This window comes from Bacillus sp. AFS059628, assembly GCF_002571225.1.
In the GTDB taxonomy this organism is placed as follows: Bacteria; Bacillota; Bacilli; order Bacillales; family Bacillaceae_G; genus Bacillus_A.
Map to the genome: position 1 here is coordinate 42,673 of NZ_NVEC01000048.1, position 26,579 is coordinate 69,251.

At 35.1% G+C, this 26,579-nt stretch carries 33 protein-coding genes, 2 pseudogenes and 1 riboswitch; of the genes and pseudogenes, 19 read left to right on the top strand and 16 right to left on the bottom strand.

The window, feature by feature from the left end; genetic code table 11:
• Positions 1 to 114 precede the first annotated feature (114 nt).
• Entirely contained in the window at positions 115 to 678 is a 564-nt protein-coding gene (locus tag COL05_RS16095; RefSeq protein ID WP_098669355.1) for a beta-class carbonic anhydrase, read from the top strand.
• Here COL05_RS16095 and yidD read toward each other — a convergent pair.
• The gene (gene yidD, locus COL05_RS16100; RefSeq protein WP_000809334.1) at positions 675 to 911 is read right to left on the bottom strand and encodes a membrane protein insertion efficiency factor YidD; all 237 of its coding nucleotides are present in this window, start codon (positions 909 to 911) and stop codon (positions 675 to 677) included. The two genes, COL05_RS16095 and yidD, sit on opposite strands and share 4 nt — an antisense overlap.
• Positions 912 to 1,039: 128 nt before the next feature.
• On the opposite strand from yidD, the gene luxS reads away from it, so the two are divergent.
• Entirely contained in the window at positions 1,040 to 1,513 is a 474-nt protein-coding gene (gene luxS / locus COL05_RS16105; protein WP_001141369.1) for an S-ribosylhomocysteine lyase LuxS, read from the top strand.
• A gap of 304 nt (positions 1,514 to 1,817) precedes the next feature.
• On the opposite strand, the gene COL05_RS16110 is transcribed toward luxS, so the two are convergent.
• The 4 genes and pseudogenes from COL05_RS16110 to ytzI all read right to left on the bottom strand — a co-directional run bounded on the left by COL05_RS16110 (position 1,818) and on the right by ytzI (position 2,692).
• Positions 1,818 to 2,051 (bottom strand): DUF3953 domain-containing protein, encoded by a 234-nt coding sequence (locus COL05_RS16110; RefSeq protein WP_098669427.1) that lies wholly within the window; start codon positions 2,049 to 2,051, stop codon positions 1,818 to 1,820.
• Positions 2,052 to 2,079: 28 nt separating this feature from the next.
• On the bottom strand, positions 2,080 to 2,310 hold the full coding sequence (locus COL05_RS16115) for a YczI family protein (protein ID WP_098669356.1): 231 nt from the start codon (positions 2,308 to 2,310) through the stop codon (positions 2,080 to 2,082).
• Between the two features lie 16 nt (positions 2,311 to 2,326).
• A pseudogene (locus COL05_RS16120) lies at positions 2,327 to 2,550 on the bottom strand (hypothetical protein); the annotation flags it as partial.
• Positions 2,543 to 2,692: a YtzI protein gene (gene ytzI, locus COL05_RS16125; protein WP_142337532.1), complete on the bottom strand. Its 150-nt coding sequence runs from the start codon at positions 2,690 to 2,692 to the stop codon at positions 2,543 to 2,545. The gene ytzI and the pseudogene COL05_RS16120, both read right to left, overlap by 8 nt.
• An 83-nt stretch (positions 2,693 to 2,775) precedes the next feature.
• Between ytzI and COL05_RS16130 the strand changes: the two genes are divergently transcribed.
• The 3 genes from COL05_RS16130 to COL05_RS16140 all read left to right on the top strand — a co-directional run bounded on the left by COL05_RS16130 (position 2,776) and on the right by COL05_RS16140 (position 4,260).
• On the top strand, positions 2,776 to 3,093 hold the full coding sequence (locus COL05_RS16130; RefSeq protein ID WP_000435821.1) for a hypothetical protein: 318 nt from the start codon (positions 2,776 to 2,778) through the stop codon (positions 3,091 to 3,093).
• Between the two features lie 84 nt (positions 3,094 to 3,177).
• On the top strand, positions 3,178 to 3,657 hold the full coding sequence (gene mutTA / locus COL05_RS16135; RefSeq protein WP_000276389.1) for an antimutator 8-oxo-(dGTP/GTP)ase: 480 nt from the start codon (positions 3,178 to 3,180) through the stop codon (positions 3,655 to 3,657).
• A 63-nt stretch (positions 3,658 to 3,720) separates the two neighbouring features.
• Positions 3,721 to 4,260 carry a DUF3267 domain-containing protein gene (locus tag COL05_RS16140; RefSeq protein WP_098669358.1) on the top strand — a complete coding sequence of 180 codons (540 nt, stop codon included), beginning with the start codon at positions 3,721 to 3,723 and terminating at the stop codon, positions 4,258 to 4,260.
• 38 nt (positions 4,261 to 4,298) lie between these two features.
• Here the strand turns inward: COL05_RS16140 and COL05_RS16145 are convergent, their stop codons facing one another.
• Positions 4,299 to 4,973, bottom strand: a complete 675-nt coding sequence (locus COL05_RS16145; protein ID WP_098669359.1) for an HAD family hydrolase — start codon at positions 4,971 to 4,973, stop codon at positions 4,299 to 4,301.
• 93 nt (positions 4,974 to 5,066) lie between these two features.
• On the opposite strand from COL05_RS16145, the gene COL05_RS16150 reads away from it, so the two are divergent.
• Positions 5,067 to 6,182: a hypothetical protein gene (locus COL05_RS16150; RefSeq protein ID WP_098669360.1), complete on the top strand. Its 1,116-nt coding sequence runs from the start codon at positions 5,067 to 5,069 to the stop codon at positions 6,180 to 6,182.
• A 213-nt stretch (positions 6,183 to 6,395) separates the two neighbouring features.
• Positions 6,396 to 6,623 (top strand): hypothetical protein, encoded by a 228-nt coding sequence (locus COL05_RS16155; protein ID WP_000849119.1) that lies wholly within the window; start codon positions 6,396 to 6,398, stop codon positions 6,621 to 6,623.
• A gap of 33 nt (positions 6,624 to 6,656) precedes the next feature.
• On the opposite strand, the gene COL05_RS16160 is transcribed toward COL05_RS16155, so the two are convergent.
• The 3 genes from COL05_RS16160 to COL05_RS16170 are packed head-to-tail and all read right to left on the bottom strand — an operon-like array spanning position 6,657 to position 9,239.
• Positions 6,657 to 7,463, bottom strand: coding sequence for an ABC transporter permease (locus COL05_RS16160; RefSeq protein ID WP_098669361.1), 807 nt, complete (start codon positions 7,461 to 7,463; stop codon positions 6,657 to 6,659).
• A complete protein-coding gene (locus tag COL05_RS16165; RefSeq protein ID WP_098669362.1) occupies positions 7,456 to 8,220 on the bottom strand; it encodes an ABC transporter ATP-binding protein in 765 nt (254 codons plus the stop codon). The genes COL05_RS16160 and COL05_RS16165 overlap by 8 nt, the downstream gene beginning before the upstream one ends.
• Before the next feature lie 11 nt (positions 8,221 to 8,231).
• Positions 8,232 to 9,239, bottom strand: a complete 1,008-nt coding sequence (locus COL05_RS16170; RefSeq protein ID WP_142337533.1) for an ABC transporter substrate-binding protein — start codon at positions 9,237 to 9,239, stop codon at positions 8,232 to 8,234.
• A 120-nt stretch (positions 9,240 to 9,359) separates the two neighbouring features.
• Between COL05_RS16170 and COL05_RS16175 the strand changes: the two genes are divergently transcribed.
• The 3 genes and pseudogenes from COL05_RS16175 to COL05_RS30975 form a co-directional block, all read left to right on the top strand.
• Positions 9,360 to 9,656 carry a DUF3986 family protein gene (locus tag COL05_RS16175; protein WP_098669363.1) on the top strand — a complete coding sequence of 99 codons (297 nt, stop codon included), beginning with the start codon at positions 9,360 to 9,362 and terminating at the stop codon, positions 9,654 to 9,656.
• Between the two features lie 10 nt (positions 9,657 to 9,666).
• Entirely contained in the window at positions 9,667 to 9,897 is a 231-nt protein-coding gene (locus COL05_RS16180) for a hypothetical protein (protein WP_098669364.1), read from the top strand.
• 106 nt (positions 9,898 to 10,003) lie between these two features.
• A pseudogene (locus COL05_RS30975) lies at positions 10,004 to 10,123 on the top strand (DUF2196 domain-containing protein); the annotation flags it as partial.
• A 37-nt stretch (positions 10,124 to 10,160) separates the two neighbouring features.
• Here the strand turns inward: COL05_RS30975 and COL05_RS16190 are convergent.
• Positions 10,161 to 11,414 (bottom strand): glycosyltransferase family 39 protein, encoded by a 1,254-nt coding sequence (locus COL05_RS16190; RefSeq protein WP_000956217.1) that lies wholly within the window; start codon positions 11,412 to 11,414, stop codon positions 10,161 to 10,163.
• Between the two features lie 288 nt (positions 11,415 to 11,702).
• Between COL05_RS16190 and COL05_RS16195 the strand changes: the two genes are divergently transcribed.
• Entirely contained in the window at positions 11,703 to 13,772 is a 2,070-nt protein-coding gene (locus COL05_RS16195) for an LTA synthase family protein (RefSeq protein WP_098669365.1), read from the top strand.
• Between the two features lie 204 nt (positions 13,773 to 13,976).
• On the opposite strand, the gene COL05_RS16200 is transcribed toward COL05_RS16195, so the two are convergent.
• Positions 13,977 to 14,786, bottom strand: coding sequence for an alpha/beta fold hydrolase (locus tag COL05_RS16200; RefSeq protein ID WP_098669366.1), 810 nt, complete (start codon positions 14,784 to 14,786; stop codon positions 13,977 to 13,979).
• 241 nt (positions 14,787 to 15,027) lie between these two features.
• Here COL05_RS16200 and COL05_RS16205 point away from each other — a divergent pair, with 241 nt between their 5' ends.
• The 4 genes from COL05_RS16205 (at position 15,028) to COL05_RS16220 (ending at position 19,077) form a co-directional block, all read left to right on the top strand.
• Positions 15,028 to 16,281 (top strand): ATP-binding protein, encoded by a 1,254-nt coding sequence (locus COL05_RS16205; protein ID WP_098669367.1) that lies wholly within the window; start codon positions 15,028 to 15,030, stop codon positions 16,279 to 16,281.
• Complete coding sequence (locus COL05_RS16210; protein WP_098669368.1) at positions 16,278 to 17,498, top strand: ATP-binding protein; 1,221 nt, start codon at positions 16,278 to 16,280, stop codon at positions 17,496 to 17,498. Before COL05_RS16205 ends, COL05_RS16210 begins: the two co-directional genes overlap by 4 nt.
• A gap of 150 nt (positions 17,499 to 17,648) precedes the next feature.
• The gene (locus COL05_RS16215) at positions 17,649 to 17,972 is read left to right on the top strand and encodes an iron-sulfur cluster biosynthesis family protein (RefSeq protein WP_000289561.1); all 324 of its coding nucleotides are present in this window, start codon (positions 17,649 to 17,651) and stop codon (positions 17,970 to 17,972) included.
• A gap of 199 nt (positions 17,973 to 18,171) precedes the next feature.
• Positions 18,172 to 19,077, top strand: a complete 906-nt coding sequence (locus COL05_RS16220; RefSeq protein ID WP_098669369.1) for a DMT family transporter — start codon at positions 18,172 to 18,174, stop codon at positions 19,075 to 19,077.
• Positions 19,078 to 19,105: 28 nt separating this feature from the next.
• On the opposite strand, the gene COL05_RS16225 is transcribed toward COL05_RS16220, so the two are convergent.
• A complete protein-coding gene (locus tag COL05_RS16225; protein WP_000639043.1) occupies positions 19,106 to 19,327 on the bottom strand; it encodes a hypothetical protein in 222 nt (73 codons plus the stop codon).
• A 278-nt stretch (positions 19,328 to 19,605) separates the two neighbouring features.
• On the opposite strand from COL05_RS16225, the gene COL05_RS16230 reads away from it, so the two are divergent.
• Complete coding sequence (locus COL05_RS16230; protein ID WP_000624931.1) at positions 19,606 to 19,989, top strand: ATP synthase subunit I; 384 nt, start codon at positions 19,606 to 19,608, stop codon at positions 19,987 to 19,989.
• Between the two features lie 421 nt (positions 19,990 to 20,410).
• On the opposite strand, the gene COL05_RS16235 is transcribed toward COL05_RS16230, so the two are convergent.
• Together COL05_RS16235 and pckA are read right to left on the bottom strand one after the other, a co-directional pair.
• Positions 20,411 to 20,608, bottom strand: coding sequence for a hypothetical protein (locus tag COL05_RS16235; protein ID WP_098669370.1), 198 nt, complete (start codon positions 20,606 to 20,608; stop codon positions 20,411 to 20,413).
• 273 nt (positions 20,609 to 20,881) lie between these two features.
• Entirely contained in the window at positions 20,882 to 22,468 is a 1,587-nt protein-coding gene (gene pckA / locus COL05_RS16240; RefSeq protein ID WP_098669371.1) for a phosphoenolpyruvate carboxykinase (ATP), read from the bottom strand.
• A 228-nt stretch (positions 22,469 to 22,696) separates the two neighbouring features.
• Positions 22,697 to 22,818, top strand: a riboswitch (SAM riboswitch).
• 168 nt (positions 22,819 to 22,986) lie between these two features.
• Here pckA and metK point away from each other — a divergent pair.
• Positions 22,987 to 24,186, top strand: a complete 1,200-nt coding sequence (gene metK, locus COL05_RS16250; RefSeq protein ID WP_000163127.1) for a methionine adenosyltransferase — start codon at positions 22,987 to 22,989, stop codon at positions 24,184 to 24,186.
• Positions 24,187 to 24,227: 41 nt separating this feature from the next.
• On the opposite strand, the gene COL05_RS16255 is transcribed toward metK, so the two are convergent.
• Positions 24,228 to 24,752 carry a GNAT family N-acetyltransferase gene (locus COL05_RS16255; RefSeq protein ID WP_098669372.1) on the bottom strand — a complete coding sequence of 175 codons (525 nt, stop codon included), beginning with the start codon at positions 24,750 to 24,752 and terminating at the stop codon, positions 24,228 to 24,230.
• A 206-nt stretch (positions 24,753 to 24,958) separates the two neighbouring features.
• On the bottom strand, positions 24,959 to 25,138 hold the full coding sequence (locus COL05_RS16265; RefSeq protein ID WP_098669374.1) for a hypothetical protein: 180 nt from the start codon (positions 25,136 to 25,138) through the stop codon (positions 24,959 to 24,961).
• A gap of 238 nt (positions 25,139 to 25,376) precedes the next feature.
• On the opposite strand from COL05_RS16265, the gene COL05_RS16270 reads away from it, so the two are divergent.
• Entirely contained in the window at positions 25,377 to 25,886 is a 510-nt protein-coding gene (locus COL05_RS16270; protein WP_098669375.1) for a MogA/MoaB family molybdenum cofactor biosynthesis protein, read from the top strand.
• Positions 25,883 to 26,485, top strand: coding sequence for a molybdenum cofactor guanylyltransferase (locus COL05_RS16275; protein ID WP_098669376.1), 603 nt, complete (start codon positions 25,883 to 25,885; stop codon positions 26,483 to 26,485). The genes COL05_RS16270 and COL05_RS16275 overlap by 4 nt, the downstream gene beginning before the upstream one ends.
• Positions 26,486 to 26,579: the final 94 nt, after the last annotated feature.

The following is a 26,579-nucleotide window of genomic DNA, read 5'->3' on the forward strand; positions in this document are numbered from 1 at the left end:
GTCGATTATCTGAAAATATCCTATTTTTACTATAAAGCGATATCCTTTTTGTGTTTTTCATATTTTGGTACACTGTTTATGTAGTGTAAATGAGAGAAAAGAGGATTCTTTACTATGAAGTCATTAGAAGAGATTTTGCAGTACAATGAGAAATTTGTTGAAGAGAAAAAGTATGAAGAGTTTGTAGCGGGGAAATTTCCAAACAAAAAGATGGTCATTATTTCTTGTATGGATACAAGACTTGTTGAACTATTGCCGAAAGCGATGAATATGCGTAACGGCGATGTGAAAATTATTAAAGTAGCAGGTGCTGTTATTTCACATCCGTTTGGAAGTATTATGCGTAGTATTTTAGTTGCTGTATATGAACTTGGCGCTGATGAAGTATGTGTAGTTGGTCACCATGATTGCGGTATGGCAAAAATTCAAGCAAGCAGTACAATTGAGAAAATGAAAGAGCGCGGTATAACAGAAGAGAAATTAGATATGCTTCGTTATTCTGGAATCGATTTAGAACATTTCTTGCGCGGTTTCTCTAGTGTGGAAGAAAGTGTAGAACATAGCGTATCAGTACTTCGCAACCACCCATTACTTCCAGAAGAAGTACCTGTTCACGGTCTTGTTATCGATCCTGATACAGGAAAATTAGATTTAGTTGTGAATGGTTACGACAATTAAGAATTTACTTTGTCATCCTTTTTATCTGGGACAGGATCAAATCCTCCTGGGTGGAAAGGGTGACATTTTAATATACGCTTACAAGTAAGCCAAAACCCTTTCAGGGCACCATGTTTTTGAAACGCTTCTAATCCATAATGAGAGCAAGTTGGGTAAAAGCGACAAGTTGGTGGTGTCATCGGAGATATGAACTTTTGATAAAAGCGTATAATCCCAATAAAAATCTGTTTCATAACGGTCTCCTTTTCAGCATATTCTTAAAGTATTATAGCACGACTGTACATAATGCTTTACTAATGTGCATTTCCGTTATATCATATTGGATATAACGGAATTAAATTAAAAGCGGGAGAGATGTTGTATGCCATCAGTAGAAAGCTTTGAATTAGATCATACGATTGTAAAGGCGCCTTATGTAAGACATTGCGGAGTTCACAACGTAGGTAGTGACGGTATTGTAAATAAATTTGATATTCGTTTTTGCCAACCGAATAAACAAGCAATGAAACCAGATGTTATTCATACGTTAGAACATTTATTAGCATTTAATTTACGTAAATATATTGATCGTTATCCGCATTTTGATATTATCGATATTTCACCAATGGGCTGCCAAACAGGATATTATCTTGTAGTAAGCGGAACACCGACAGTTCGAGAAATCATTGATTTATTAGAACTAACATTAAAAGATGCGGTTCAAATTACAGAAATTCCAGCTGCAAATGAAACGCAGTGTGGGCAAGCGAAGCTTCACGATTTAGAAGGGGCAAAACGCTTAATGAACTTCTGGTTAAGCCAAGATAAAGATGAACTTGAGAAAGTATTTGGATAGAAAGAAAAACTGCCTGTGAAAGGGCAGTTTTTTTTGTAGTACGATGATAAATGAAATTATATCGACGATTTTTTGAATATATCGGACACAACTTGAAATATATCAACGATTTTTTTATATATCGACGCTTCGATAATGAATATCGACTTACCGAAAAAACTGACAATATGAGGAACAAAATGATAGGTGAAAAGATTTGAAAGTTCATTGTAAATGTGCTGTATAAACATAGAATCAAAGTAATAAAAACGATGGTTAGCTGTAACTTTCTTATATGCATTTGAACCTCCTAGTAGAAAGGTAATTACCGAGAGACAAAAATTATAATAGCAACAATGAAAGTGAATATGCCAGAAAAGAAGGAGAGTATACTATGTACTTTCTTTTGTTTCTGTTTTTCTTCTGCACTCATGATGAAAGTCATAATAGATAAGGCGATGAGCATATAAGGCAATGTAACAAGTGCGTTTGTAAACATTCCTGATAGAGCGAGAGCGATGACGATAAGAGCCGATATCATTCGTAATGTTTTTAAAATACAAATCTCCAACTTTTAAATAAACTATTTACCGAAATAGTTCTGAGAAGCTAAGAAATAAAGCACCAGAGCCAGCCATGAAAGCGAGTATACCGCTAGATTTTCTATGTTGTTTTATTTCTCCTAGCGCTACAGTGAAGGCCATTAATCCTAAGAAAAAGAACATATAAGGCATAATGTCTCTGTTACCGCTAATAAATCCATAGATTGCTATACATAAAGCGATAAATGCAAAAGTAATTCGAACGCCATTTAACATAAAAACCCTCCTTTTCTTTTATGTAGGTAATGATAAGAACAATCCAAGAGAAAGCTCTAGTGGCAATACAAATCAAGCCTGTTCCTGAATCTTTTTTCTTTATTTGTTCAATAACAATGTAAAAGAGTAAGCTTTTAATAGAAATTGTGAAAGTAGTAGAAAGTTATGTTGACCTGTCAGTAAATGAATACTGCATATGATGTGGGCTAAAATAAGTAGTAGATGAAGCGTATTATGAATTTTTCTTGCTGTTTTTTGTATAAGGATTATCTTCTGGTTTATTAACAGAATGTTTATAAGCGTAGCCTTTGTTAATCGTCATGACGGAGAGTACTAATATGACTAGTACGATGATAATACCGATAATTAATATTTTAAACATGAAATCCCTCCTTTTCTTTATTTTACATAATTTTGTAATTGATGAAAACAATAGAAATAAAAAGGATGAAAGAAGGGTGTTACATGGAGCAGAAAAAAACATACTATATATCAATAGGAAACGGTCAAATTTCACAAGTGAAGACGGCGGATACTTATAATTTTGAGATTTCCGCAAGTGATGAGGAAATTACGGAGTTAAGAGAGTACTTTGATCAAGCATATGTAGAGGATTTAGGTTCATTTGTACGTTCTCACGTTCCATTTGTTGAGTATCATCACGATTCAAATAATGACCGATATGATGAACAACTACAAAAAGCATATAAAATGATTTACGATTTAGGAAATCATGAGACGAAAGAATTAGTCGCGCAAATGGGAATAATCAATGGATTATAATTGGATAATATTATGCAGAAAAGCGAGAATATGCTACAATTTGTGGTAGGAAAAACTTGTAACCATCAATAGGGGAGTAATGGCATGTACAAATTTAAAGATTATTACCACAACACTGTACAATTATCGTTTGAACGTTATCCATTTTCTCCTGAGCCAAAGCATGTTTGGGTTGTATGCCGGTACGGGGATCAATGGTTATTAACGCATCATTTACGTCGCGGTCTTGAATTTCCAGGTGGTAAAGTAGAACTAGGGGAAACACCGGAAGAAGCGGCAGTTCGAGAGGTTCATGAAGAAACCGGCGGCATAGTTTCTGATTTAACTTACTTAGGACAATATAAAGTATCTGGAAAAGACAAAATAATCATTAAAAACATTTATTTTGCAACAATTAGTGCAGTAGAACAACATACGCATTACGAAGAAACGAAAGGATCTGTTTTATTAACAGACATTCCTGACAACATTAAAACGGATAGAAAATTTAGCTTTATAATGCGCGACGATGTATTGGCGCGTACGATGAAACATATAGAAGAAATCGGCTGTTTTACGAAGTAAAGTGGCCGGTTTCTTTTTTTGTGTCTAAATGTAAAGATATATTTACATTTTAGGAGGGGGAAGATGGATAAAAGAGCAGAAACGACTGTTACTATTTCGATGGTTAAGTTAAATATCTATTCATTACTTATAATATTTGCGTTGGCGTTTGGAATTGGTTATTTGCATATATTTCTTTCAGGCGGGGTTCAATTTGACTTTACATTGCCCGTTATGTTTCTTTTGATTATTGGAATGATTGTTCTTGTTTGTATTCATGAAGCGATACATCTAATAGGATTTCGTTATATCGGAGGTGTTCCATGGAGTGAACTAAAATGGGGCGTCAATTGGAAGTTAGGTGTTGCATATGCGCATTCTAAACAGGCGATTACAGTAAAGCAAATGAAGAAAGTGTTAATGCTGCCGTTTTTACCAACTGGCATTTTGCCAATTGTATTAGGATTAGCTATGAATCTGGAGCCACTCTCATTTTTAGGAATTCTACTAACAGCAGATTGTATCGGTGATATAGCCCTATATCGAAAAGTTTCAAACTTTCCAGATGCTGCGCTAGTGAAAGATCATCCGAGTAAACCGCAGTTTACAGTATATGAATCATAAGGGAAGAGGAGGCGTTCGGGAAACGAAACCTCCTTTTACTATTGTCTTGTTTGTATGTCTACATCTAAAAACGAAAGCACCTCCAATAAATCATCCACCACACGTAAATGATTAAAGTCACCCCAAAATGAATCTCTCTTCCACACACCAAGAATCCCTACTCGTTCACAACCAAGCACATCGTTTTCAGGATGATCTCCAACATAAAGACATTCTGTGGCCTTAACATCTAGCTTTTGTAAAGCTCGTTCGAAAATCTCGGGATGTGGTTTCTTAATTCCTTCCGCTTCGGAAACGAGAATTATATTTGTATACGTATGTATGTTTAGTGCGCGGAGATTGTTCATTTGAAAGTCAGTAAAGCCGTTTGTGATAATACCAATTTTCATATTTTGTTGTGTTAAATGCTGAAGTAATTCATGCATGTTTTGGAAAGGAATACAATGATGTTGAAAGTTAGTAATGTAGTCGTTCAAAAGTCGCTCTGGCGTTAAAGTAGTAATGTTGTATTCGGAAAGGAGAGTAGCATATACTTTGTCTTTCCACGTATAGCCATTATTATCGAGCTCAAGAAACCGAGAACAATACTCGGATTTTTCTATGTTCATTAAGTGAGAGGTAAAGCGATTATATTGATCAGGAATAAATTGTTCTAGAGATTGGCGCCGATCTAATAGTGTTCCATCTAAGTCGAATAAGACTGCTCGAATCATGAGAAACCTCCTTACAGTTTTTATAATTAATTATCGCATATTCGTTAAAAAATGATTATGATATTTTTGTAGAATGGAATAATGGAGGATTGTATGAAGAGACTGTATGGTAAGTTAGTAGGGGTTATCGTCGCAATGGGTTTAATGGCAGGGTGCGATAGTTCTATGAAGAGTGTGAAAGAAAAAGAAATTTGTAAAACAGAAGAAGAATGCGTGGAAATAGGAGATAAGAAACTTCAAAAAGTATATGAAAAAATAGATGGATTATCTGAGCTTGAAGCAGTAGAAGATTATGATATAGAAGAGCAGGAAAGTGCGGATATGAAAGAGGCAGAGCAGAAAAAAGAAGATGATGATGAAAATTATTTCTTTTTAGCTTCTTATTATATTGATGGTGATGAAATTGTAGATCCTTATTTTGAAAAAATAGAACGGAAACGTTTAAATAAAGTATTCGCTGAAGATAAAGAAGCGAAGGAAGAGGTGCTACAGCAACGTCAAGATAGAGAGTATCATAAAGATCTATGGGATATGTACCGCACTCTCATCCCAGCTACATATCGCGGGAATATAACAGAATTTGATTTAATAACGGATGGTTATGACGGTGTTGTTGCCCACGTTATGCCGAGTATGGAGAATCCAAAAGATTGGGTTCTTAGCTTAGATACGCTTGATTCTGCGGTAAATATCGATGAAGTGATGAAAACATTAATTCATGAGACGGCTCACGTGTTGACGCTAGGACATAAGCAAATACCAGTGGATGAAAAGTATGTAAAGGATTTTGAAGAAGATAAAGATATTTCAAAGTACAGAAATAAATGTGAAACTCTTTTCTTACAAGAGGGATGTGCGAAAGAAAAATCTTATATTAATCAATTTTATAACTCTTTTTGGAAACCAATTGAGCAGGAGTGGACAGAAAAGAAAGTAGAAGAAAGCGAAGAGACTCAAATTGAATTTTTTAAAGAAAAGCATGATGAATTTGTATCACAGTATGGAACGACAAATGTAGCGGAAGATATTGCAGATACGTTTACAGCATTTATTTTACAAGATTCAAAAAAGGTGAAAGAAGGATCGGAGTTAAAGTATAAAAAGATTGCGTTCTTCTATCAGTTCCCTGAGCTTGTCAAAATGAGAGCGGAAGTGTTATCGGGATTATATGATGTTTCGAAAACGATAGAACAACATAGTGGAAACTAATGCGAACTATATATTGTGGCTAGGAAAACGTAAAGAAATTTAGTCCTTTGCGTTTTTTATGTTGGTGAAATTGAAAATTCTGTATTTTTATAAAAAGAAGAAGGAACTGAAGCTTTAAAAGAGAATTAGTATAAAAATGTCACAATTTAGACACAATTATAATGCGCATATTGTAGGGACTAAAAGTTTACTCTCGAGGAGGTAATGAAACGTATGAAAACGATTCTTGCGGTTGCTGGTCTCATTTGGGTAATGTCTCACGGTTTTCCGATTTTTGAAGGGGAGCAAATTCGTAGTGCATTAAATAAAAAGTATGATGATTATCATGTAATAGATCGAAAAGAAAATGTCGTTACAGTACGTGTGAAAGATTGTTTCCATACAGTTACAGTTGCGAATGGCAACGTTACAAATGAAACAAAGATGTGTGATAAAAGGTAAAGAAAGAAGCTGACTATAGTCTATCACCCTAAGTCAGCTTCTTTTTCGTTTTCCAATTAGAAGTTTTTCAAATGCCTCAACAAACACATACATAAGTGTTGCGAGGACGCAGGTGAGTAGTACGCTTAGTAAGACGAGTGTGAAATTAAATACTTGGAATCCGTAGCTAATTAAGTAGCCAAGACCTTGCTTGGAGACGAGAAGTTCGCCGAATATAACACCGACCCAAGCTAATCCAACGTTCACTTTTAACGTTGAAATAATGGCTGGGAAGGATGCAGGGAGAACGACTTGCTTATAACATTGCCATTTATTTGCGCCAAATGTGTCCATCACTTTTATATAGTTAGAATCGACTTCTTGAAATGCGCTGTAAATAACGAGAATGGTAATGATGATGGAAATGATTACTCCCATCGCAATCGACGAAGAAATATTTGGGCCGAAGATTACAATGATAATCGGACCAAGTGCCACTTTTGGCATGGCGTTTAGGACGACGAGATAGGGATCGAGTACGCGGGCGAGAAGTGGGATCCACCAAAGGAAAGTAGCGATAATAGCGCCGAGTACTGTTCCAAGAATGAAGCCTACTCCAGTTTCAAGTAATGTCGTCCATATGTGAACCCAAAGTGAACCGTCAATCCATTTACTAAGGAAGAGATCCCAAATGCTTGAAGGAGAGCTAAAGAGTAAAGGATCAATCCACTCTTTTTTGCTAGCTATCTCCCATAGTGCAAAGAAAAGAATGAGTAGTAAAAGCTGTAGTGAGCGTGCTAACCATGCGCGTTTCCGTTCTTTCTTCCGAAACTGTTCATGTAGTTGTTTTATGTTATCCAAGGCGCTCCAACTCCTTCCATATATCTTGGAAGAGAGATGGGAAGTCATGGTGGTGACGTGATTCTAACGGTGATAAGGAGCGGATTCTTTCTGGGACGATAAATGTTTTTGCAATTTTTCCAGGGTTTGCTTGTAGTAAATAAATACGATCACTCATCGCAATTGCTTCTTCAATATCATGTGTCACGAGTAGTGACGTTTTCTTATATTTGCGTAGTAAGCTGAAAACGAGATCTTCTAGTTTCAATTTCGTTTGATAATCGAGCGCCGAGAATGGTTCATCTAGCAATAAAATTTTCGGATCGGTCGCTAACGTTCGAACGAGAGCGGCACGTTGACGCATACCGCCGGACAGTTCACGAGGGTATTGATCCTCTACATCATGTAGGCCGACTTGCTTTAAAAGTTGTAAAGTATGTTCTTTCGTCTGTTCATTGTAAATTTTTCGGGTGTGAAGTCCAAGCATAATATTTTCTTCAATTGTTTTCCAAGGGAACAAGTAATCTTGCTGCAACATATATCCCATGGATGAAGTTTTCGTTGTAATGGGCTCACCATCTAAAAAGACGATACCTTCAATTGGATCAAGTAGCCCAGCAATAATGGAGAGAAGTGTCGTTTTGCCGCAGCCACTTGGACCGAGTATAGAAATGAATTCGCCTTCTTCCACTTGTAAGCTCATATCTTCGAGAATCAGTTTGGCATTCTCTTTTGCGAAAAAGCAGTGAGAAACGTTACGTATTTGTAAAAAGCTCATACACTTCGCCTCTATTTCTTAATAACGCTTTCGGCAATTTTTGTATTGACGAGCGCTTCATGTGGAACTTCTTTTTGTAATTCGCCAGCTCCTCTCATTATCGTTTGGAGCTGTTTCCATTCTTCCGCATCTAATAGCGGATTTGTTGCATAAGAGTGTTGTTTTTTATACCGTTCAATTACTTTTATTGTAATGTCCTTTGACGTGTCTTTAAATAACGGAGAAACGGCATCAGCAATCTCTTCTGGACTATGAGTATCAACCCATTGTTGCGCTTTATAGAGAGCACGTGTGAATTTTTCAGCAGCAGCTTTATCTTTCTTTAAGAAACTTTCTTTTGCCATGAACGTTGTATACGGAACAGTACCAGATTCATTTCCGAATGAAGCGACAATATATCCTTTACCTTCTTTTTCGAATATACTTGCAGTCGGTTCAAAGAGCTGTACAAATTCCCCTGTACCAGATGCGTAGGCATTTGCAATGTTAGCAAATTCGATGTTTTGAATTAAGTTTGTGTCTTTGTGAGGATCAATGCCATTTTTCTTTAAAACGTATTCTCCAACCATTTGTGGCATACCGCCTTTACGCTGTCCTAAAAACGTAACACCCTTTATGTCATTCCAATTAAAAGAGTCTAATTTTTTACGCGAAACTAAAAATGTTCCATCTGTTTGTGTAAGTTGTGCGAAGTTAATGATAGGATCTTTCGCGCCTTGTTGATGAACATAAATGGACGTTTCAGAACCGACGAGAGCGATATCAATCCCGCCAGATAATAGGGCAGTCATCGTTTTATCTCCGCCAGCTGTTGTTTGGAGGTCAACATTTAATCCTTCATCTTTAAAAAATCCTTTCTCAATCCCAACATATAACGGGGCATAGAAGAGAGAGTGGGTAACTTCGCCGACTCGAACATTTTGAGTTTGTTCTTTTGTACCTTCTTTTTTACTACTGCAAGCAGTAAATGTGAAAACTGCTAGTAACATGATACAAAAAACAGCTATTAATTTTTTCACTATATAACACCTCCTAGAAGTCACTCTACAAGCATGATATGTAGGTAAGTGCCCATATGTGAGTGTAGATAGCAGGAATTTTTTTGGTGATAAAGAAGTACAAATATAAGGGGTGATAAAATGAAGTACGAATATGATGATAGCGTACATTTACATCTTGATTATTTCGGAACAGAATGCGATATGGAATCGATTGCTTATAAGCGGAAGAATGAAGACGTGTGGGATGTGTATTTTAATTTTGGAGCATATGGTCTTCAGAAAGATGAGATCGAGACAGGTAAATTTATGGATGAATATGCTGGCCATTACGTTTTTTCTGTACATGCTCGTGATCTTAGCTGGGAATTTGGAAGTGCCCAGTTTGAAGAGTGGGTTTTGAAAAATCGGATAGTAGAAAAAACGCTACAAAAATAGGAGGAATTTTGTGATTGGATTTCTCATTTTATTATTTATTTTTGTGGCCGGATTTCTTATCATGCAAATGCTTATTTACCGATTTGCAAAGAAAAACATCCATAAATATACAAAAATAAAATGGTTTCATATGTGGCTACATATGAATATGAAAAAAAGCCCGAGATTAGATTTTTTTGATTTTGTAATTATAGTACTCGTATGTATCGTTTGGAAAATATGGCTGCTTCCTTTTATATAATACACCTACTAATGATTTTTTCTTTTATCATAAAATAACGAAAAGAACCTGTCTTGTGGCAGGGTCTTTTCGTTATAGTAATAGTTGTAAAAAACTTGCATTTATAAGTAAAACAGTGAGTGGTGTTGTGAAAGATATTTTGACAAATACAGAAACACATACATACGGAATTAAAGTGCGATTACAGAATGGACAAATTGGCCGTGTGCAAAGTGTGGGGGAATAAGAAAGAGGTCGTCCAACGGTGGACGACCTCTTTCTTATTATGCTTGGTTCGTGCGGAAGAATGGAAGCTTCTGCACAATGTGAATTAATCCGTATGCAAGAATTAAGCACATAAGAGGATTAATGAAAAATCCATAGCGATTAATTGCTAAGAATAAGTTTGAGAAGATAATGTAAATAATAGAACTTGCTACTAGCATCATAACGCGTTTATGTTTAAATGAATTTAGCATGAAGCAGAAGCTGCTCAAGAATGTACCGATGATAAACACTCTATGACATAGTTGCATAAAGTTGTGAATACGGTATTGGTCTACAGCAGGAGCTGTTTTGAATAATTCAATTGTTTTACCGACAGTGAACCAAGAGAACCAATAAGTGAAGTCCGTCTTAAAGCCGTTCTTGATTAATTCTTTTGCGTATGCACCTTTGTCATCTAAGCCTTTAGCTCTCATTTCATTTACTATATTTTCATATCCAATTTTATTAAATGGATCTGCACCGGCAATTAGTGGATCTGCACCTTGGGTTGAGAATAAAATAAATTGGTTGAGTGCTAAGTAGTTACGAACCACCCATGCGCCAATAATAAAGAAAGGTCCGATAAACCATAACAATCCGATTCGAATGGAGTCTTTAAATCCATATGTAAATAACACGACAAGAACAGGAATGAGCATCATTGGAGCTGGATTTGGACGGAACATAAGTAAAATTGAAACGACAATTCCAAACCATATATGGAATTTCACCTTATTGTATTTCCATGCGAGAACAAATACATATACACATAACGCTAATAAAAATATGGATGGAACTTCTGTTAGCAATGTACGGAAGTATGTGTAGTTACTTGGATAAATAGCATATAAAATACTTGCAACAATTCCATAAATGTTTTTTTCGAACAATTCTTTTCCTATTAAGAATACTAATAGCACTGTACATAGATTCATGATCATGTTAATAACAGTTGCTACGTAATAGTAAGGAATTGATGTAATATCAGAAATAATCATAGCGCCAGCTAATAGTAATGGCTGACCTGGTGTGATATATGCATTTTTCCCTGGAACTTCACTAGGTTCCAAATACACATAACCAAATACACCATGTTTTAATAGTTGTTCAGCTGTTAACGAATAGTTAAAGGCATCATTTGCACCATATGTTACTTTGACTAACTCTCCATCTAATCCTGGCTGTTTTACTAAACAAAAAACGTGCAACAGGAAAGAAAGCGCCAAAATTGCATATACCGCTTTAGGCAAACTCTTAAACTTAGTAAGCAAAAATGAGCAACTCCTTTTTATTAATTCTTTCGTATTTTTATGTGAAATCTTTAATAGTATTAAGGATTTCCAAAACATAGTTATTATATCATAAAGTGGAATGCTGAAATTAAGTTTTTCAAGAATGAATAATTTGTATGACAAATATAACTGTTGATTATAGGAATATTAAGACAATACATTTACAATAGAAGCAATTATGCAGACGAAATATGTAATATATGTTATTTTAATAGAAATAGTTTTTTCGATGCGGGGGAAATTAAGACGTAGAAACGAGGGAATAAATTGAAGTATGGTTCTACACTTTTTCATCTTCCAAAAAGAAATATATTAATTTCTAGCATTATAAGTAGTATGGTGACTTTATTAGTAATAACTATGCTGTTTATGATTTTAAAGGTTTTTAATTTAGACATGATGAAAGATCATTTAAATCAAAAGCTTGTTTTAATTGTTATGATGATTTTCATATGGGGCATAACATTTTATATTTCACATTTTAATAAAAAAGAGATGTCTATACTTAGGGCATCCATACGAGTGCATTTTATATTATTTTTACTAGCTCATACAGTAGCGTTATTTTATATTGTAATGCAAGTTAATATGAGTTTCATAGAAGCAATGAATTGGATTTACTTTTATAACATGCAGTTTATATTAAGTTTTGTAGTAATTTATGCAATATACATTCTTGTTTATAATTTAATAGGCAAGGTTTTTCTAAGTATGATTTTAACGAGCTGTACGTTAGTCATTTTAGGTATTGTGAATTATTTAAAGCTTATTTTCAGAGGCGATCCGCTATATCCTTCTGATTTCACACAAATTATGCATATGCAATCTGTTATACCAATGGTGATGGACTATTTTAGCTGGAGTTATATTTTTGTCATTATCTTAAGTATTGTAGCTTGTATTGTAGCAGGTATATATATGAGAAGGTATATTCAAAATGTAAAGATTCATCTAGGAATAAGAGCCTTATTAGTAGTAGGATCTATTTTTGTTCTATATGCGTATGGTAATTTTGCGAATACATTTATGAATAAAGTATTTCAAAAATCGGGTGTAGATTTTGTTTTGTGGAATCAAAATGAGAACTATGCTTCAAATGGTTTTGTACTTGGGTTTATTAGCAATTTAGATACAACAGTTATGGAAAAACCAAAAAATTATTCTAAAGAAAATATGCTTCAAATAGCAAACGATATAAAACAACAATATAGTGGAAATATAGGGAACCAAAAGAAAAAAGAGAAACCGAATATTATTTTTGTAATGAGTGAATCGTTTTGGGATCCGACGAAAGTAACAAAACTTTCTTTTAGTGAAGATCCTGTACCAAATTTGCATCATTATATAGAAAATTTTCCTGGTGGACAAACTATTTCTCCTACATTTGGAGGTAATACGGCGAACGTCGAATTTGAAGCGTTAACGAGTTATTCAATGAGTTTGTTAAAGCCAGGTTCTATACCATATCAGCAGGTCGTTATAAATAAAAAAGAAATTCCATCAATTCCTACGGCGTTGAAAAAAGAAGGTTATTACACAAGTGCAATTCATTCATTTGGTCGCTCATTTTTCAAACGCGATGACGTATACAGAGTGTTAGGGTTTGATAAGTTTAATGCAGATGATACGATGGAAAATGTAGATATTGATGGAGATTATATTAGTGATTTAGCGATGAGTAAAGAGATAATTGCTGAGCTAGAGAAACAAAAACAACCTACATTTATTCATGCAGTTACGATGCAAAATCATTTTCCATTTACAGAAGGCCGATTTGGTGAAAACCTAATAGAAATTAGCGGTCTAGAAAATGAAGAATCAAAGGGAGAATTAGAAACGTATACAGAAGGGTTAAGACGTTCAGATGAGGCTCTTCAATATTTAATAGAGCAACTAGATAATTTAGATAGACCTACATTATTAGTATTCTTTGGAGATCATCTTCCATCATTAGGAACAAATAAATCTTTTTATAAAGAGAATGGGTATATAACGAATGAAAAAACACCGAGCGAACGTTTAGCGATGGCCCAAACGCCGCTATTAATGTACGCAAACTTTGATATGCCAAATGATAATTTAGGTGTAGTAAGTCCAATTTATTTTTCTAATCTTATTTTTGATTATGCAGGATTAAATAAATCCTTATTTTATCAATTTTTATCGGGATTTTACAAGGAAATACCGGTGCTTAGAGATGAATTAAAAGTTGATAAAAATGGAGAAGTAATCAATGATTTAACAAAGAAACAAAAAGAAATGTTAGAGCAATATAAAATGCTTCAGTATGATTTACTCGTTGGAAATCAATATAGCAAAGATATCCTCTTTAAGTAAAAGAAATAAAAAGAACTTGTATAACGATACAAGTTCTTTTTTTATAGTATTTAACGGGGTAACCAGACAAGCTGGGTTTAGGGGGTATTACCTGTACATTTAGTATAAACGAAAATGTAATCGTTTTATTAATTGATTTGTGAGAAATATGTGAATTTTATTCTTTTCAAAAAGTGCGTTCATATCACACGATTTGGCGCAGCTTTATGAATGCAAAAACTTTATAAGTTCTTCATTTAATTCATCCGCTTGATCGATTGGAGAGCCGTGACCGCTATTTGTAAGAGGATATAACTGAGAATTTTTAATCCGTTTTTGCGTAAGTTCAGCGCTTTTGTATGGGATAAGTTGATCATGAATACCGTGGAATATTTTTGTTGGCACGTTAATTTTACTTAAATCTTTCGTTACGTCTTCATTTGCAGCTGCTTGCAATATTTTGATGAGAGCATAGGAAGCAGACTGCATACCGAGATAAGAAAACCATTCTAACGTAGCAGATCCTAAGTTTCTATTAAAAAATGACAAAGATACATCATTTAAAAATTTAGGCATATTGGCATACATTTGATTAATGAGAGTATCTGCTTGTTCTTTTGGGACACCGTAGGGAGATTCTTGATTTTTAACGAAAGAGGGGGAAACGGCATCGACTAATACAAGTTTAGAAATACGATGACCATTATAGCGAGACATGTACCGAATAGAAAGAGCACCACCTACTGAGAAACCAACTAATGTAGCATTTTCGACTTGAAGTGCTTCTAAAACGATGGCAATATCGTCTGCTAAACGATCGTATGTGTAACCGGTCCACGGTTTATCAGATTGCCCGTTCCCGCGTATATCCATAGCGATGCAGCGAAAACCATGCTGTGGTAACACATTGAGCTGATATTGGTACATTTGATGATTTAAAGGCCAGCCATGGACGAAGAAAACGGTTTTACTATCAGGTCCGGGATTAACGTCTTGCACAAAAATATGAACATCTTTCTCGACGGTAACAAACATAAATGATCCCCCTATCCTATTCATATACTCTATCCCAAAAGCGTTGTTATGCTTTTTATTTTTTTACACCCATAATATAAGTATTTTTGTTTATAGCTTTTATGCTTATATATAGTCTGAAGATAATGCACTTTATTGGGATGATTTTCCTCAAATGTTCGATTTATCTTTGTTTGTCTGTGAAAATCATTTATTATAATAAATGGTATTCTTCGAGATATTATTTTGAAGGGGTGTTGAAGTGAAAGGAAGTTTTCTATCATATAAAGAAGAAGAAAGGAATGCAAAAATTTTTTTATGGGTGCTCTATGTCATTGTTGTTTCATACCAAATTTTCTACGCAACCGTACTAGAGAACGAATCGCTAACGGATAAGGGACATAGCATACTATGGCAAGTTATTTGTGGGACTGCAATACTCGGTGTGAATTTATATTTAATAAAAAAAGAGAAAGCGAACCTTGTTAAATATACATGTGTATTTGCATACATAGGAATAGAAATCGTTAATATACTTTCGTATCTGCTTTATAATGAGGCGGCATTTGATGGAGTAAATATAATAGAAATTATTTTCATCTTCTTTGTACCTATATTTTTAAATAGAAAATATTTTGTGTTTGTACTTTCGACTATTGTAGGGAAATATGTTATTTATTTATTTGTATTAAAGGAAGTAAAAGGATTTATGTTCCTCATTATGTATACACTCGTATTAATAGCGGCATACATCATTTTAAATCGATTTATACAATACCTTTCAGCGGTAAAGGAAAGTATTAAGATCGCTAGTGAATCACAAAAATTAGCAGTAATCGGAAAAATGGCAGCGACAGTGGGACATGAAATTAAAAATCCACTTGCTTCATTAAAAGGGTTTACGCAATTACAACGAGAGAAGCATGGAGAGGACCCTATTTACCAACAGATGATCTTTGAAATAGAAAATATGAATAATATGATAAATGAGTTAATGGAGGTTGCTACATGTAAACCTTCTGTTTATAAGAAACATAATATAGGTGAAATTGCATTACAAGCAGTAACAATTGTTCGCGAAAAAATGAATGAATCTAGCGTCCAGTTTATTTCTAATGTGGAAGAAAAGACGATAGAAGTTGAATGTGATGAGCGGAAAATAAGAGGGGTCTTTCTATATGTCATAAAAAACGCTCTGGAGGCAATGGAGCAAGGTGGCACATTAGAGTTACGGCTAGAAAATAAAGGACGAGATTATGTAATGCTAAGTGTAATTGATAATGGTTACGGTATTAAGAAAGAAAATTCAGCTCGTGTTAAAGAGGCCTTTTATACAACGAAACAAGATAAAATTGGCCTGGGACTTACGGTAGCGGATCGAATTGTTAACGAACACCTTGGTAAGTTACATATTTCAAGTGAAAGAGATAAGGGAACGAGAATAGATATTATTCTTCCAAAAAAGTGTGGAAATAATGAAATACAAGTGGGAGAAAAGCTAGGAGTTACCATATGAATAAAGACGATATATTTAAGAATGAAGAAATGAAGGCACTGAAAATATTTTTAAGTTTATTTTTCATTATATTTTTTGTATACGATCTTGCCTACGAATTTATTGTACCTTTAATAGGAGGAGAGCAAGAAGGAGTAGGACAACTTGAAGATGGTTTAGGTTTATGGCTTTATTTTCTAATGGTGATTTTGTTTTGTATTGGAGTATACTTCATGAAATGGAAGAACCCATTTGCAGTGAAATATATTATTCTAATTGGATATAACCTATTAGATTTTATCCATAATTTTATGATTTACTACGGTAGTGATGCTGAGTTTGATGGTGGGAATATAGTAGAAGGATTTTTTATTTTATTTGCCCCACTCTTTGTGAACAAAAGGTATTTTTGGTTAGTTCCGAGCATACTTGTTGGGAAATATGCTCTTATAGGAATCATTATTCAATCGTCACTCGTTTTAATCCCGATGGCATTATATAGCGTATTTACTATTATATGTTGGATTATGTTTTTAAGGTTTCAATCTTACGTTCGTACGCTTGAGATGATGGATAAAGAAATACAACAAACAGAAAAGCTAGCAACTGTTGGGAAAATGGCTACAGTTATTGGTTACAAAATTAGAAAACCTCTAGCTAATTTAGATAAATTTGTGAATAAGCAAGCGAATAAATACCCAGAGGATAAAATATATAGCGATATTATGAAACAAGAAGTAGAACGAATTCATATGATTGCTACAGAACTTAGTGGATTTGAGAAATCTAAATCACCAGAATCAGAAATTCATAATATAGAAGAAATTATCGCTTATGTTATTCGAGTTATGGGAAAGCCTGCTTTAAATCAAGGCGTGCACATACAAGGTATTTATAGTAAAGACATACCATCGATTCCATGCGATGAAAAACGATTAAAACAAGTATTCTTTAATTTAATTAAAAATGCGATTGAAGCAATGTCAGTTGGTGGAACGATTACGATTAAAGTGACTGTAGAAGATGCAATCATTATTCAAGTTAAGGATGAGGGTTGCGGCATTCCAAAAGACAAAATTCCGAAGCTAAATGAAGCCTTTTACACAACAAAAGAAACTGGAACAGGTTTAGGTTTAGTAGTTACAGAAAAAATTATTAAAGATCACAACGGTAAAATGAGTTTTGAAAGTGAAGTTGGGGTTGGAACGACGGTGAAGATTATATTGCCGATATCATGAAAAATTATTTTTAAAAAGGAGATCACTTATTTGGGAGTAATCTCCTTTTTTGTGGAATGAATTTTTTAAGTGTGAGTTTATAGATCAGTGATTAGAAAAATAGTGGTACAATATATGAATGATACGAGAAGAGAGGATGAAGATTAACGTATGTACGTTACTGTAACAGAAGCAGCATATAAAAAGATTATGGATACGATTCCAAATGAAGCGAAATATATAAAGTTATTTTACGATAATGAAGGCTGCGGTTGTGTAATGAGCGGAATCATTGATTTAGTAGCTGTAGCAGAAAAAGATGAGCGTGATGTGGATATCGAATCTAGTGCAATGAATTTTATTGCAGATCGCACGAAGCTTGTATTTATGGATGATAAGTTAACAGTTGATTGGCATGAAGGTGGAGGAACTTTTCAGCTGAAGAGCCCCAGCCAATTTTATAATCCAAATATGAAGCTACATGTTCGAGTGTAAGTAAGGAAAGGTGGTTCCAAAATGTATGTTGGAACCACCTTTTTTTATTGTATAAGCCGCTATATTTGAAAAATCGCCGATATAATTACATGTATCAAACAAAGAGAACCTCTCCAGATGAATACGAAGATTTTTTCACATAATGAAATGTACATATGATTGAATTTTCTGTATAATTTTATTTGCGGAGGGGATACGCATGAGAAGATGGGGAATTGAGTTATTAATTTTAGCAGTCGTTATTATTTGGGGGATTAATTTTACCATTGCGAAATATGGACTGTTAGAATTTACAGCAATTGAGTTTACTGCACTTCGGATGATATCGGCGGCACCGCTTATGTTACTCCTTACATTTTTTATTGAAAAGTCGGTTTACATGGAGAGAAAAGATATACCTAGATTAATTATCGTTAGCGTTGTAGGTATTGTACTGTATCAAACGTTATTTATGGAAACTGTCAAATATACATCCGCTACAAATGCCTCTTTACTCATTTCTATTTCACCTATTTTTACAACTGTATTTGCGATTTTCTTGAAACAAGAAAAGTTTTCTTCTCGAAAGCTCATCGGTTCTATCATTGCTTTTGGTGGTGCAGTATTAGTTTTAGCAGCAGGGCATTCACTTGCTAGTTCTTTTTACGGGAATGGGATTGGACTCATTACATCAATATGCTGGGGGCTTTATCCTGTTTTAGCAAGTCCATTAATTAAAAAATATTCAGCACTACGTGTTACCGCATGGTCAGCATTAGTTGGTGCAATACCGCTTTTATTGTTAAGTGGACCATATGTATTTATAATGCCATTTCACATTACACACGGAATGACACTATTCGCCTTACTATATTCTATCTTCTTTGTAACGGTATTTGGTTTAGTGATGTGGTATGTTGGTGTTCAAAAAATTGGGGCGTCACATACGATGGTATACATGTATATAACGCCGCTTGTAGCTGTTTTATTTGCAGCTGTATGGGCAAATGAATATGTATCGTTTCAACAAATAATCGGTGGAATTATTATTTTCTTCGGTCTATGGTTTGTAAAATCGGAGAAAGTAAATGTACCTTCTACTGCAGGGGAACCTATATCAAAATAGGAAAACAGATCACTTATGATCTGCTTTCCTATTTTTTTATTTTTGGTAAGAAGACGAGAAATAAGATAGCAGTAATAAGTGGAATTAAGTTTAAAAATGGAATACGGAAGAGTGTGATAAGAATAATACCTGGAAGAAGAACACCGAGGACAGCGTAGAAAATACTATGATTTTTCGTGTACCAATACAATGAAAGTCCAATAAGTGCAGGGATAATGAGGTGAATGAGAGCCATTAAAAAATATATCATTAGACGCCCCCTTTATTTGTGTACTTATTACATCATATCCGTATGTTCATAGATTGATATCACTTTTTTCATAAATGGACGAAAAATGTTTGGAAAAACGTCACAAATTATGAAAATATGATGTTTAAAATCTTGTATAATATTATTTTCTAAAAACATTCAAACAACATAAACATATTGTTTATGTTGTTTTTAATTTGGGTGAAATGGGTCTAAGGAATATGGATTTGAAGGAAAATTTTGTTGGATAGATCAGAACTAACGAAGAGAGGTACAGCATGATTAGTATGTCATTAAGGTCGTTTAAGATTCAATCGTATTATATACTGGGTATTCTTTTGCTCGGCTGGATGGTAACGCCGTTTTCAGCACATTTTCTAGGTGCAGGAATTGGGCTTATCGTAAGTATGTATTGTGTTTGGCTTTTAGGGAGACGAATTGAGAAGCTTGGAGATAGTATCGTAAAGAAAACGAAAGCACCGACGCTCGGTATGTTTAACCGTTTTGCCGCTGCTATTTTAGGTGCTATTATTATGTACGAAATTGAGCACCATATGGTGATGTGGGCATTTGCAGTAGGGATTATGGGCGGTTATTTCTTAATTGTTGTTAATTTAGGATACTATAGCATGAAAGATGAGAAAGAATTAACGAAGAGTTAAAAAGATAAAAAGATAAAAAGATAAAAAGATAAAAAGATAAAAAGCCTCTTTTTAGATGGAAGAGAGGATCCAGCGGAGGATAGAAGCGGTCAGGGCCTTTTTTAGCCCCATGCGGTGTGAAACCAGAGAGATGTAGCGAGTAGGGATATAATTTATATATTCGAAGCTGTAATTTGTCTGTGTGAAAATGGGTTAATCTGGAAGGGTGATCCAACGGGGGATAGAAGTGGTCAGGGCCTTTTTTAGCTCCATGCGATGTGAAACCAGAGAGATGTAACGAGTAGGGATAAAGTTTATATATTCCAAGCCGTAATTTGTCTATGTGAAAATGGGTTTACTCTGGGGTAAGTGATGATATTACAAGAGGAAGCGTAACTTTGCATAAAATGCAGGTTTCCGCTTCCATTAAGTTAATATGAAATTACGTATTAGTATGACTCTTAGGTTCTTTAAAAAAGTTGGATATAATACAAAAAGCTATTCCGGTAATTAGAATAATATATTTTATCGTTTCACTTGTATGCTCGAATAAATTAACGTTAAGCATCACAAGTCCCCAAAAAAGTTGGATTGCTCCGTAACTGAATAAAATTTTTCCTGTACGAGAAAAATTTTTCATAGATCTCACCCTTTCCTGTATATGTAAATTGTATCATGAAAAAATTAAAAATGAATGATTATAAAATGAATTTTCTGTAAATTCGAAAGGTAAGTCATAGAAGAAGAGATAAGATATAGAAAGAAGCTTACGTAAAAAACGTAAGCTTCTTTTTTATGTAAGTGTGTATAAACCGTTAAGCCGCATTGGGTTTTGTCGGTGAGTACGCGAAACTTTACGGTTACACGCCACTTATTCATATGAGTAAGGGGTATTCCAACAGAAAGTTTGTACTTAAGCGATTGGACCGCCTAAGTTAATAATATCTTCAGAAACGCTGTCGAACTTTTTGAAGTTCGCTTTGAACTCGTTCGCAAGCTCGATTGCTTTTGCTTTGTAAGCAGCTTTATCAGCCCAAGTTTGTTCAGGCATTAACACTTCGTCAGGTACACCTGGTACGTGAAGTGGAACTTCAAGACCGAAGATGTCATGTTTAGCTGTTTCAGTTTTTGCAAGTTCGCCGCTTAATGCTGCTTGAATCATTGCACGAGTGTAACCTAAGTTCATACGTTTACCAACGCCGTATTCGCCACCAGTCCAGCCAGTGTTTACTAAGAATACTTTCGCATCGTGCTTCTCGATTTTTTCACCAAGCATTTCAGCATAGCGAGATGCATCAAGTGGTAAGAATGGTGAACCGAAGCAAGTTGAGAATGTTGCTTGCGGAGATGTAACGCCGCGCTCTGTTCCTGCTAGTTTACTAGTGTAACCACTTAAGAAATGGTACATAGCTTGTTCTTTTGATAACTTACTGATTGGAGGCAATACGCCAGATGCATCAGCAGTTAAGAAAATGATTGTATTTGGGTGTCCAGCAACACTTGGCAGCACGATATTGTCGATCGCATGCATAGGGTATGCAGCACGAGTATTTTCTGTTAAAGTAGTATCGTTGTAGTCTGCCATACGCGTTTGGTTATTAATGATAACGTTTTCTAAAACAGATCCAAATTTGATTGCATCGAAAATTTGTGGTTCTTTCTCGTGAGAAAGGTTTACACATTTTGCGTAGCAACCGCCTTCAATATTGAATACACCGTTATCAGACCAACCATGCTCATCATCACCGATTAATTTACGGTTTGGATCAGCAGATAATGTTGTTTTACCTGTTCCAGATAAACCGAAGAATAGTGCTACGTCGCCTTCTTCACCTACGTTTGCAGAGCAATGCATAGAAAGAATATCTTGTTCAGGTAATAAGAAGTTCATAATAGAGAAGATTGATTTTTTCATTTCTCCAGCGTATTCTGTACCACCAATTAGTACGATACGTTTTTCGAATGAAACCATAATGAATGCTTCAGAGTTTGTACCGTCAACAGCTGGATCAGCTTTGAAATTCGGTGCAGAAACAATTGTGAACTCTGATTCATGAGTTGTTAATTCTTCTTCAGTTGGACGAATGAATAATTGATGTACAAATAAATTGTGCCATGCATATTCGTTAATAACTTGAATTGGTAGGCGGTAATTGCGGTCAGCGCCTGCAAATCCTTTGAAGACGAATAACTCTTCTTTTTCTTTTAAGTATTCTAAAACTTTCGTATATAATTTATTAAAATGTTCTTCAGAAATCGGTTGGTTCACAGCTCCCCAAGCAATTTTGTCAGCAACCGATGCTTCTTTCACAATAAATTTATCTTTAGGAGAACGTCCTGTATATTTTCCAGTTGAAGCAGAAACAGCACCAGTCGAAGTTAATTTCCCTTCATTTCGCATTAATACTTTTTCCACTAATTGCGGAACACTTAGTTGAATCTGTGCATTGCTTCCGTTCAATAATTCGTGTAAACCAATTTGGACATTCACAGTACTCATATTTATATACCATCCTTTTCATTTAATGAAATATTTCTCGTAATCCCCAACAAGAGTATAACACAATTATATAAATAATGTATACTATTTATTTCTTTTTGTTTGTGTGAATACATTATTTCCTTATTAATATTTCATTTTAGGCGTATTGAGAAAAACTTTCAGGAAAATGTGAATATTAATTGACAAATGAATATCATTTCTTTAGTATAGGTTGGGACGGATACTCTCTTATCCCGAGCTGGCGGAGGGACAGGCCCGATGAAGCCCAGCAACCTCACTTGTATTGGTAAACACAAGTGAATAGGTGCTAAAACCTGTGCGAGGCTACAGGTCTCGAACGATAAGAGCGAAGGGCAAAAAGCAGTATGCAAGTAGCAAATTAAACCTTTCCTCTATTAAAGTAGGAAAGGTTTTTCTGTATGCTTGTGTGGGAGAATAAATGTATGTCGCAATCTGTGGCAAATTAAGGATGAGTTCCGTACAATATATACAATTACTGTAGGGAGGTTTACCACATGACAAAAAAACGTCATCTGTTCACATCTGAGTCTGTAACTGAAGGACATCCAGATAAAATTTGTGACCAAATTTCTGATTCAATTTTAGATGCGATCTTATCAAAGGACGCAAATGCACGTGTAGCTTGTGAAACAACTGTAACAACTGGTTTAGTATTGGTAGCGGGGGAAATTACGACTTCTACTTACGTAGATATTCCAAAAATCGTTCGTGAAACAATTCAAGGCATTGGTTACACACGCGCAAAATACGGATTCGATGCAGAAACTTGTGCAGTTTTAACATCTATCGATGAGCAATCTGCTGACATCGCTATGGGTGTTGACCAAGCGCTAGAAGCACGCGAAGGTCAAATGACTGACGCTGAGATTGAGGCAATTGGTGCAGGAGACCAAGGTTTAATGTTTGGTTTCGCATGTAATGAAACACAAGAGTTAATGCCACTTCCAATCTCGCTTGCTCACAAATTAGCTCGCCGTTTAACTGAAGTACGTAAAAATGATACATTATCATACCTACGTCCAGATGGAAAAACGCAAGTTACAGTTGAGTATGATGAAAATGGTAAACCAGTACGTGTTGATACTATCGTAATTTCTACACAACATCACCCAGATGTTACATGGGAAGAAATCGATCGCGACTTAAAAGAGCACGTAATTAAAGCTGTAGTACCAGCAGAATTAATCGATGGAGAAACGAAATTCTTCATTAACCCAACTGGCCGCTTCGTAATTGGTGGACCACAAGGTGATGCTGGTTTAACAGGACGTAAAATCATCGTTGATACTTACGGTGGATACGCTCGCCACGGTGGCGGTGCATTCTCTGGTAAAGATGCAACGAAAGTTGACCGTTCTGCAGCATATGCAGCTCGTTATGTTGCGAAAAACATCGTAGCAGCTGGTCTTGCTGAGAAAGCAGAAGTACAACTTGCATACGCAATTGGTGTAGCACAACCAGTATCAATTTCAGTTGATACATTCGGCACTGGTAAAGTATCTGAAGACGTACTAGTAGAACTAGTTCGTAACAACTTCGATCTTCGCCCAGCTGGTATTATTAAAATGCTAGACTTACGTCGCCCAATTTACAAACAAACAGCAGCTTACGGCCACTTCGGACGTACTGATGTAGATCTAACATGGGAACGTACAGACAAAGCTGCAGCTTTAAAAGAGCAAGCTGGTCTATAATATATGAAAAAAAGCTTTGCGCCGTGAGCGCAAAGCTTTTTTTATTTATAATTACGTTGGAATAAAGCGAAGAGTTCAATGTCATGCCAAGTGCCGTTGCGGAATATAGCTTCTTTACAAGTTCCTTCATGTTGAAAACCGAGTGATTTATATAATTTAATTGCTCTCTCGTTGAAAGAAAATACTCGTAAAGAAAGGCGATGTAAATTTAATTCTAAAAATGCATACTTCAATAATAAAGTGAAAGCTTCCTTCCCATAACCTTGCCCCCAGTAATCCTTTTTACCAATATCAATAATGCATTCAGCGTTTCGATTATACGAATCAATATGAATTAAAGAAGTAATACCAATTGGAAGATTCGTAGCTTTTTCTTCAATGATATAGCTCTTAGAGTTTGAAGAATGAATAAATTGCTGGCAAAGTTTTTCTGTATCTTGTAAGGAATATTTATCAAGGTTAAGGGTAGTTGAACTCATAACGTCTATATCATTATGCCATTTATAATACGTTAGAATATCATCTTCGGAAAACTTTCGTAACTGAATACGGTTTGATTCAAACAATACAAGCCCACCTTTTATATTTACTAGTTTTTGTTCATTATTTCAATACACGAGCTACAATAAATGTGTCCGTCTAGTTCAATATACTTTCTTATATTAGTCATACCACTTGCCGGAAATGGCATATGAATCCATGCTTTTTCATACGTTTGTATTTCTTTCCCGCATGATTTACAAAGGATTGGTTTCTTCTTGAATATATGTAATTATCCTTTCATTTGACGTGCTTTACCTGCGCAAAAGGCACTGCTTAGTAAAAATAGTGTTGCGAATATAATGCTTACGAATGTAGCGTATGGAATTGCGCCTTTTAGAGAAAAGCCGACAGTAATGGAAGCGACGAATAAGAGGATGAATGTTGTTGTTAGTTTTTTATAAAGTTCCATAGTGAATGAACCTCCAAATTATTTTGTAATTTAAAATGAAATCTACTATGTGGAAAATATAAGAGGATTTAAAGAGTAGCTAATGATGTGTAGTCTAGGAGCATAAGTAAGTATATTTTCCTTTTTGTGGTTGTATATACTTATATTGTATCATGATGTATTAGCGGCTTCATACATAATTGTGTAAAGATAGGTATGATAAAATGAAGAAAAGACTTTAGGAAAGGGAAGATAAAAAATGAGCGTAACCGAACATAAAAAACAAGCACCGAAAGAGGTGCATTGCAAAATCGTAACAATCTCCGATACACGTACAGAAGAGACGGATAAGAGCGGACAACTATTACATGAATTATTAAAAGAAGCAGGGCATACAGTGACCTCTTATGAAATTGTAAAAGATGATAAAGAAAGTATTCAGCGAGCAGTGTTAGATGGTTATCATAGAGAAGATGTTGATGTCGTGTTAACAAATGGCGGTACTGGTATTACGAAGCGTGATGTGACGATTGAAGCAGTATCAGCGTTATTACATAAAGAAATTGTCGGTTTTGGTGAGTTGTTCCGCATGATTAGTTATTTAGAAGATATCGGAAGCAGCGCGATGTTAAGTAGAGCAATCGGCGGTACAATTGGGCGTAAAGTTGTTTTTTCTATGCCGGGATCTAGCGGAGCAGTTCGTCTTGCGATGAATAAATTAATTTTACCGGAATTAGGTCATATTACATTTGAGCTGCATCGCCAATGAGTAAGTATGCTGGAATTGTATTAGCGGGCGGTATGTCGAGTCGATTCGGTGAGCCGAAAGCGTTAGCGAGCTGGCAGGGTAGTACTTTTATTGAGCATATTTTGAAAGTGATGACAAGTGCGTTGCAAGAAGTTTTGGTCATTAGTAACTCCGATATAAAGGAGCGAGTGGAGGAACTCGTACAAGTTCCTGTTATAGAAGATATTCCGCATTATAAAGGAAATGGCCCACTTGCTGGAATTGTATCAGGAATGGAATATATAGAAGCAGATTGGTATGCTATTATGCCTTGCGATGCGCCAAATGTTTCACAAGAATGGTTTACCATTTTGCTAGAGCAAACGAGCAATGAATATGATGCGGTTGTACCTATTATTAATGGAAGGAAACAACCGTTACTTGCAGCGTATCATAACCGCGTGAAAGAAAAGATTTATGCATTGCTTCAGGAAGAGAAAAGAAGTATGGGCCAGCTTTTATCACAATGTAATGTGAAATATATTGCTGGTGAAGATGTACAAGCGAATGCGGATTGGTTTATAAATGTGAATACGAAAGAAGAATATGTGCAGGCTCAAAAAGACCTTTCAAATGAATGAAAGGTTTTTTGGTATACAGAAATTGGGGAACAATTACTGTATAAAGGTATGTGAGTAAGTTGATTTTAAGGGGAATTTCTTAAAATCACTATAC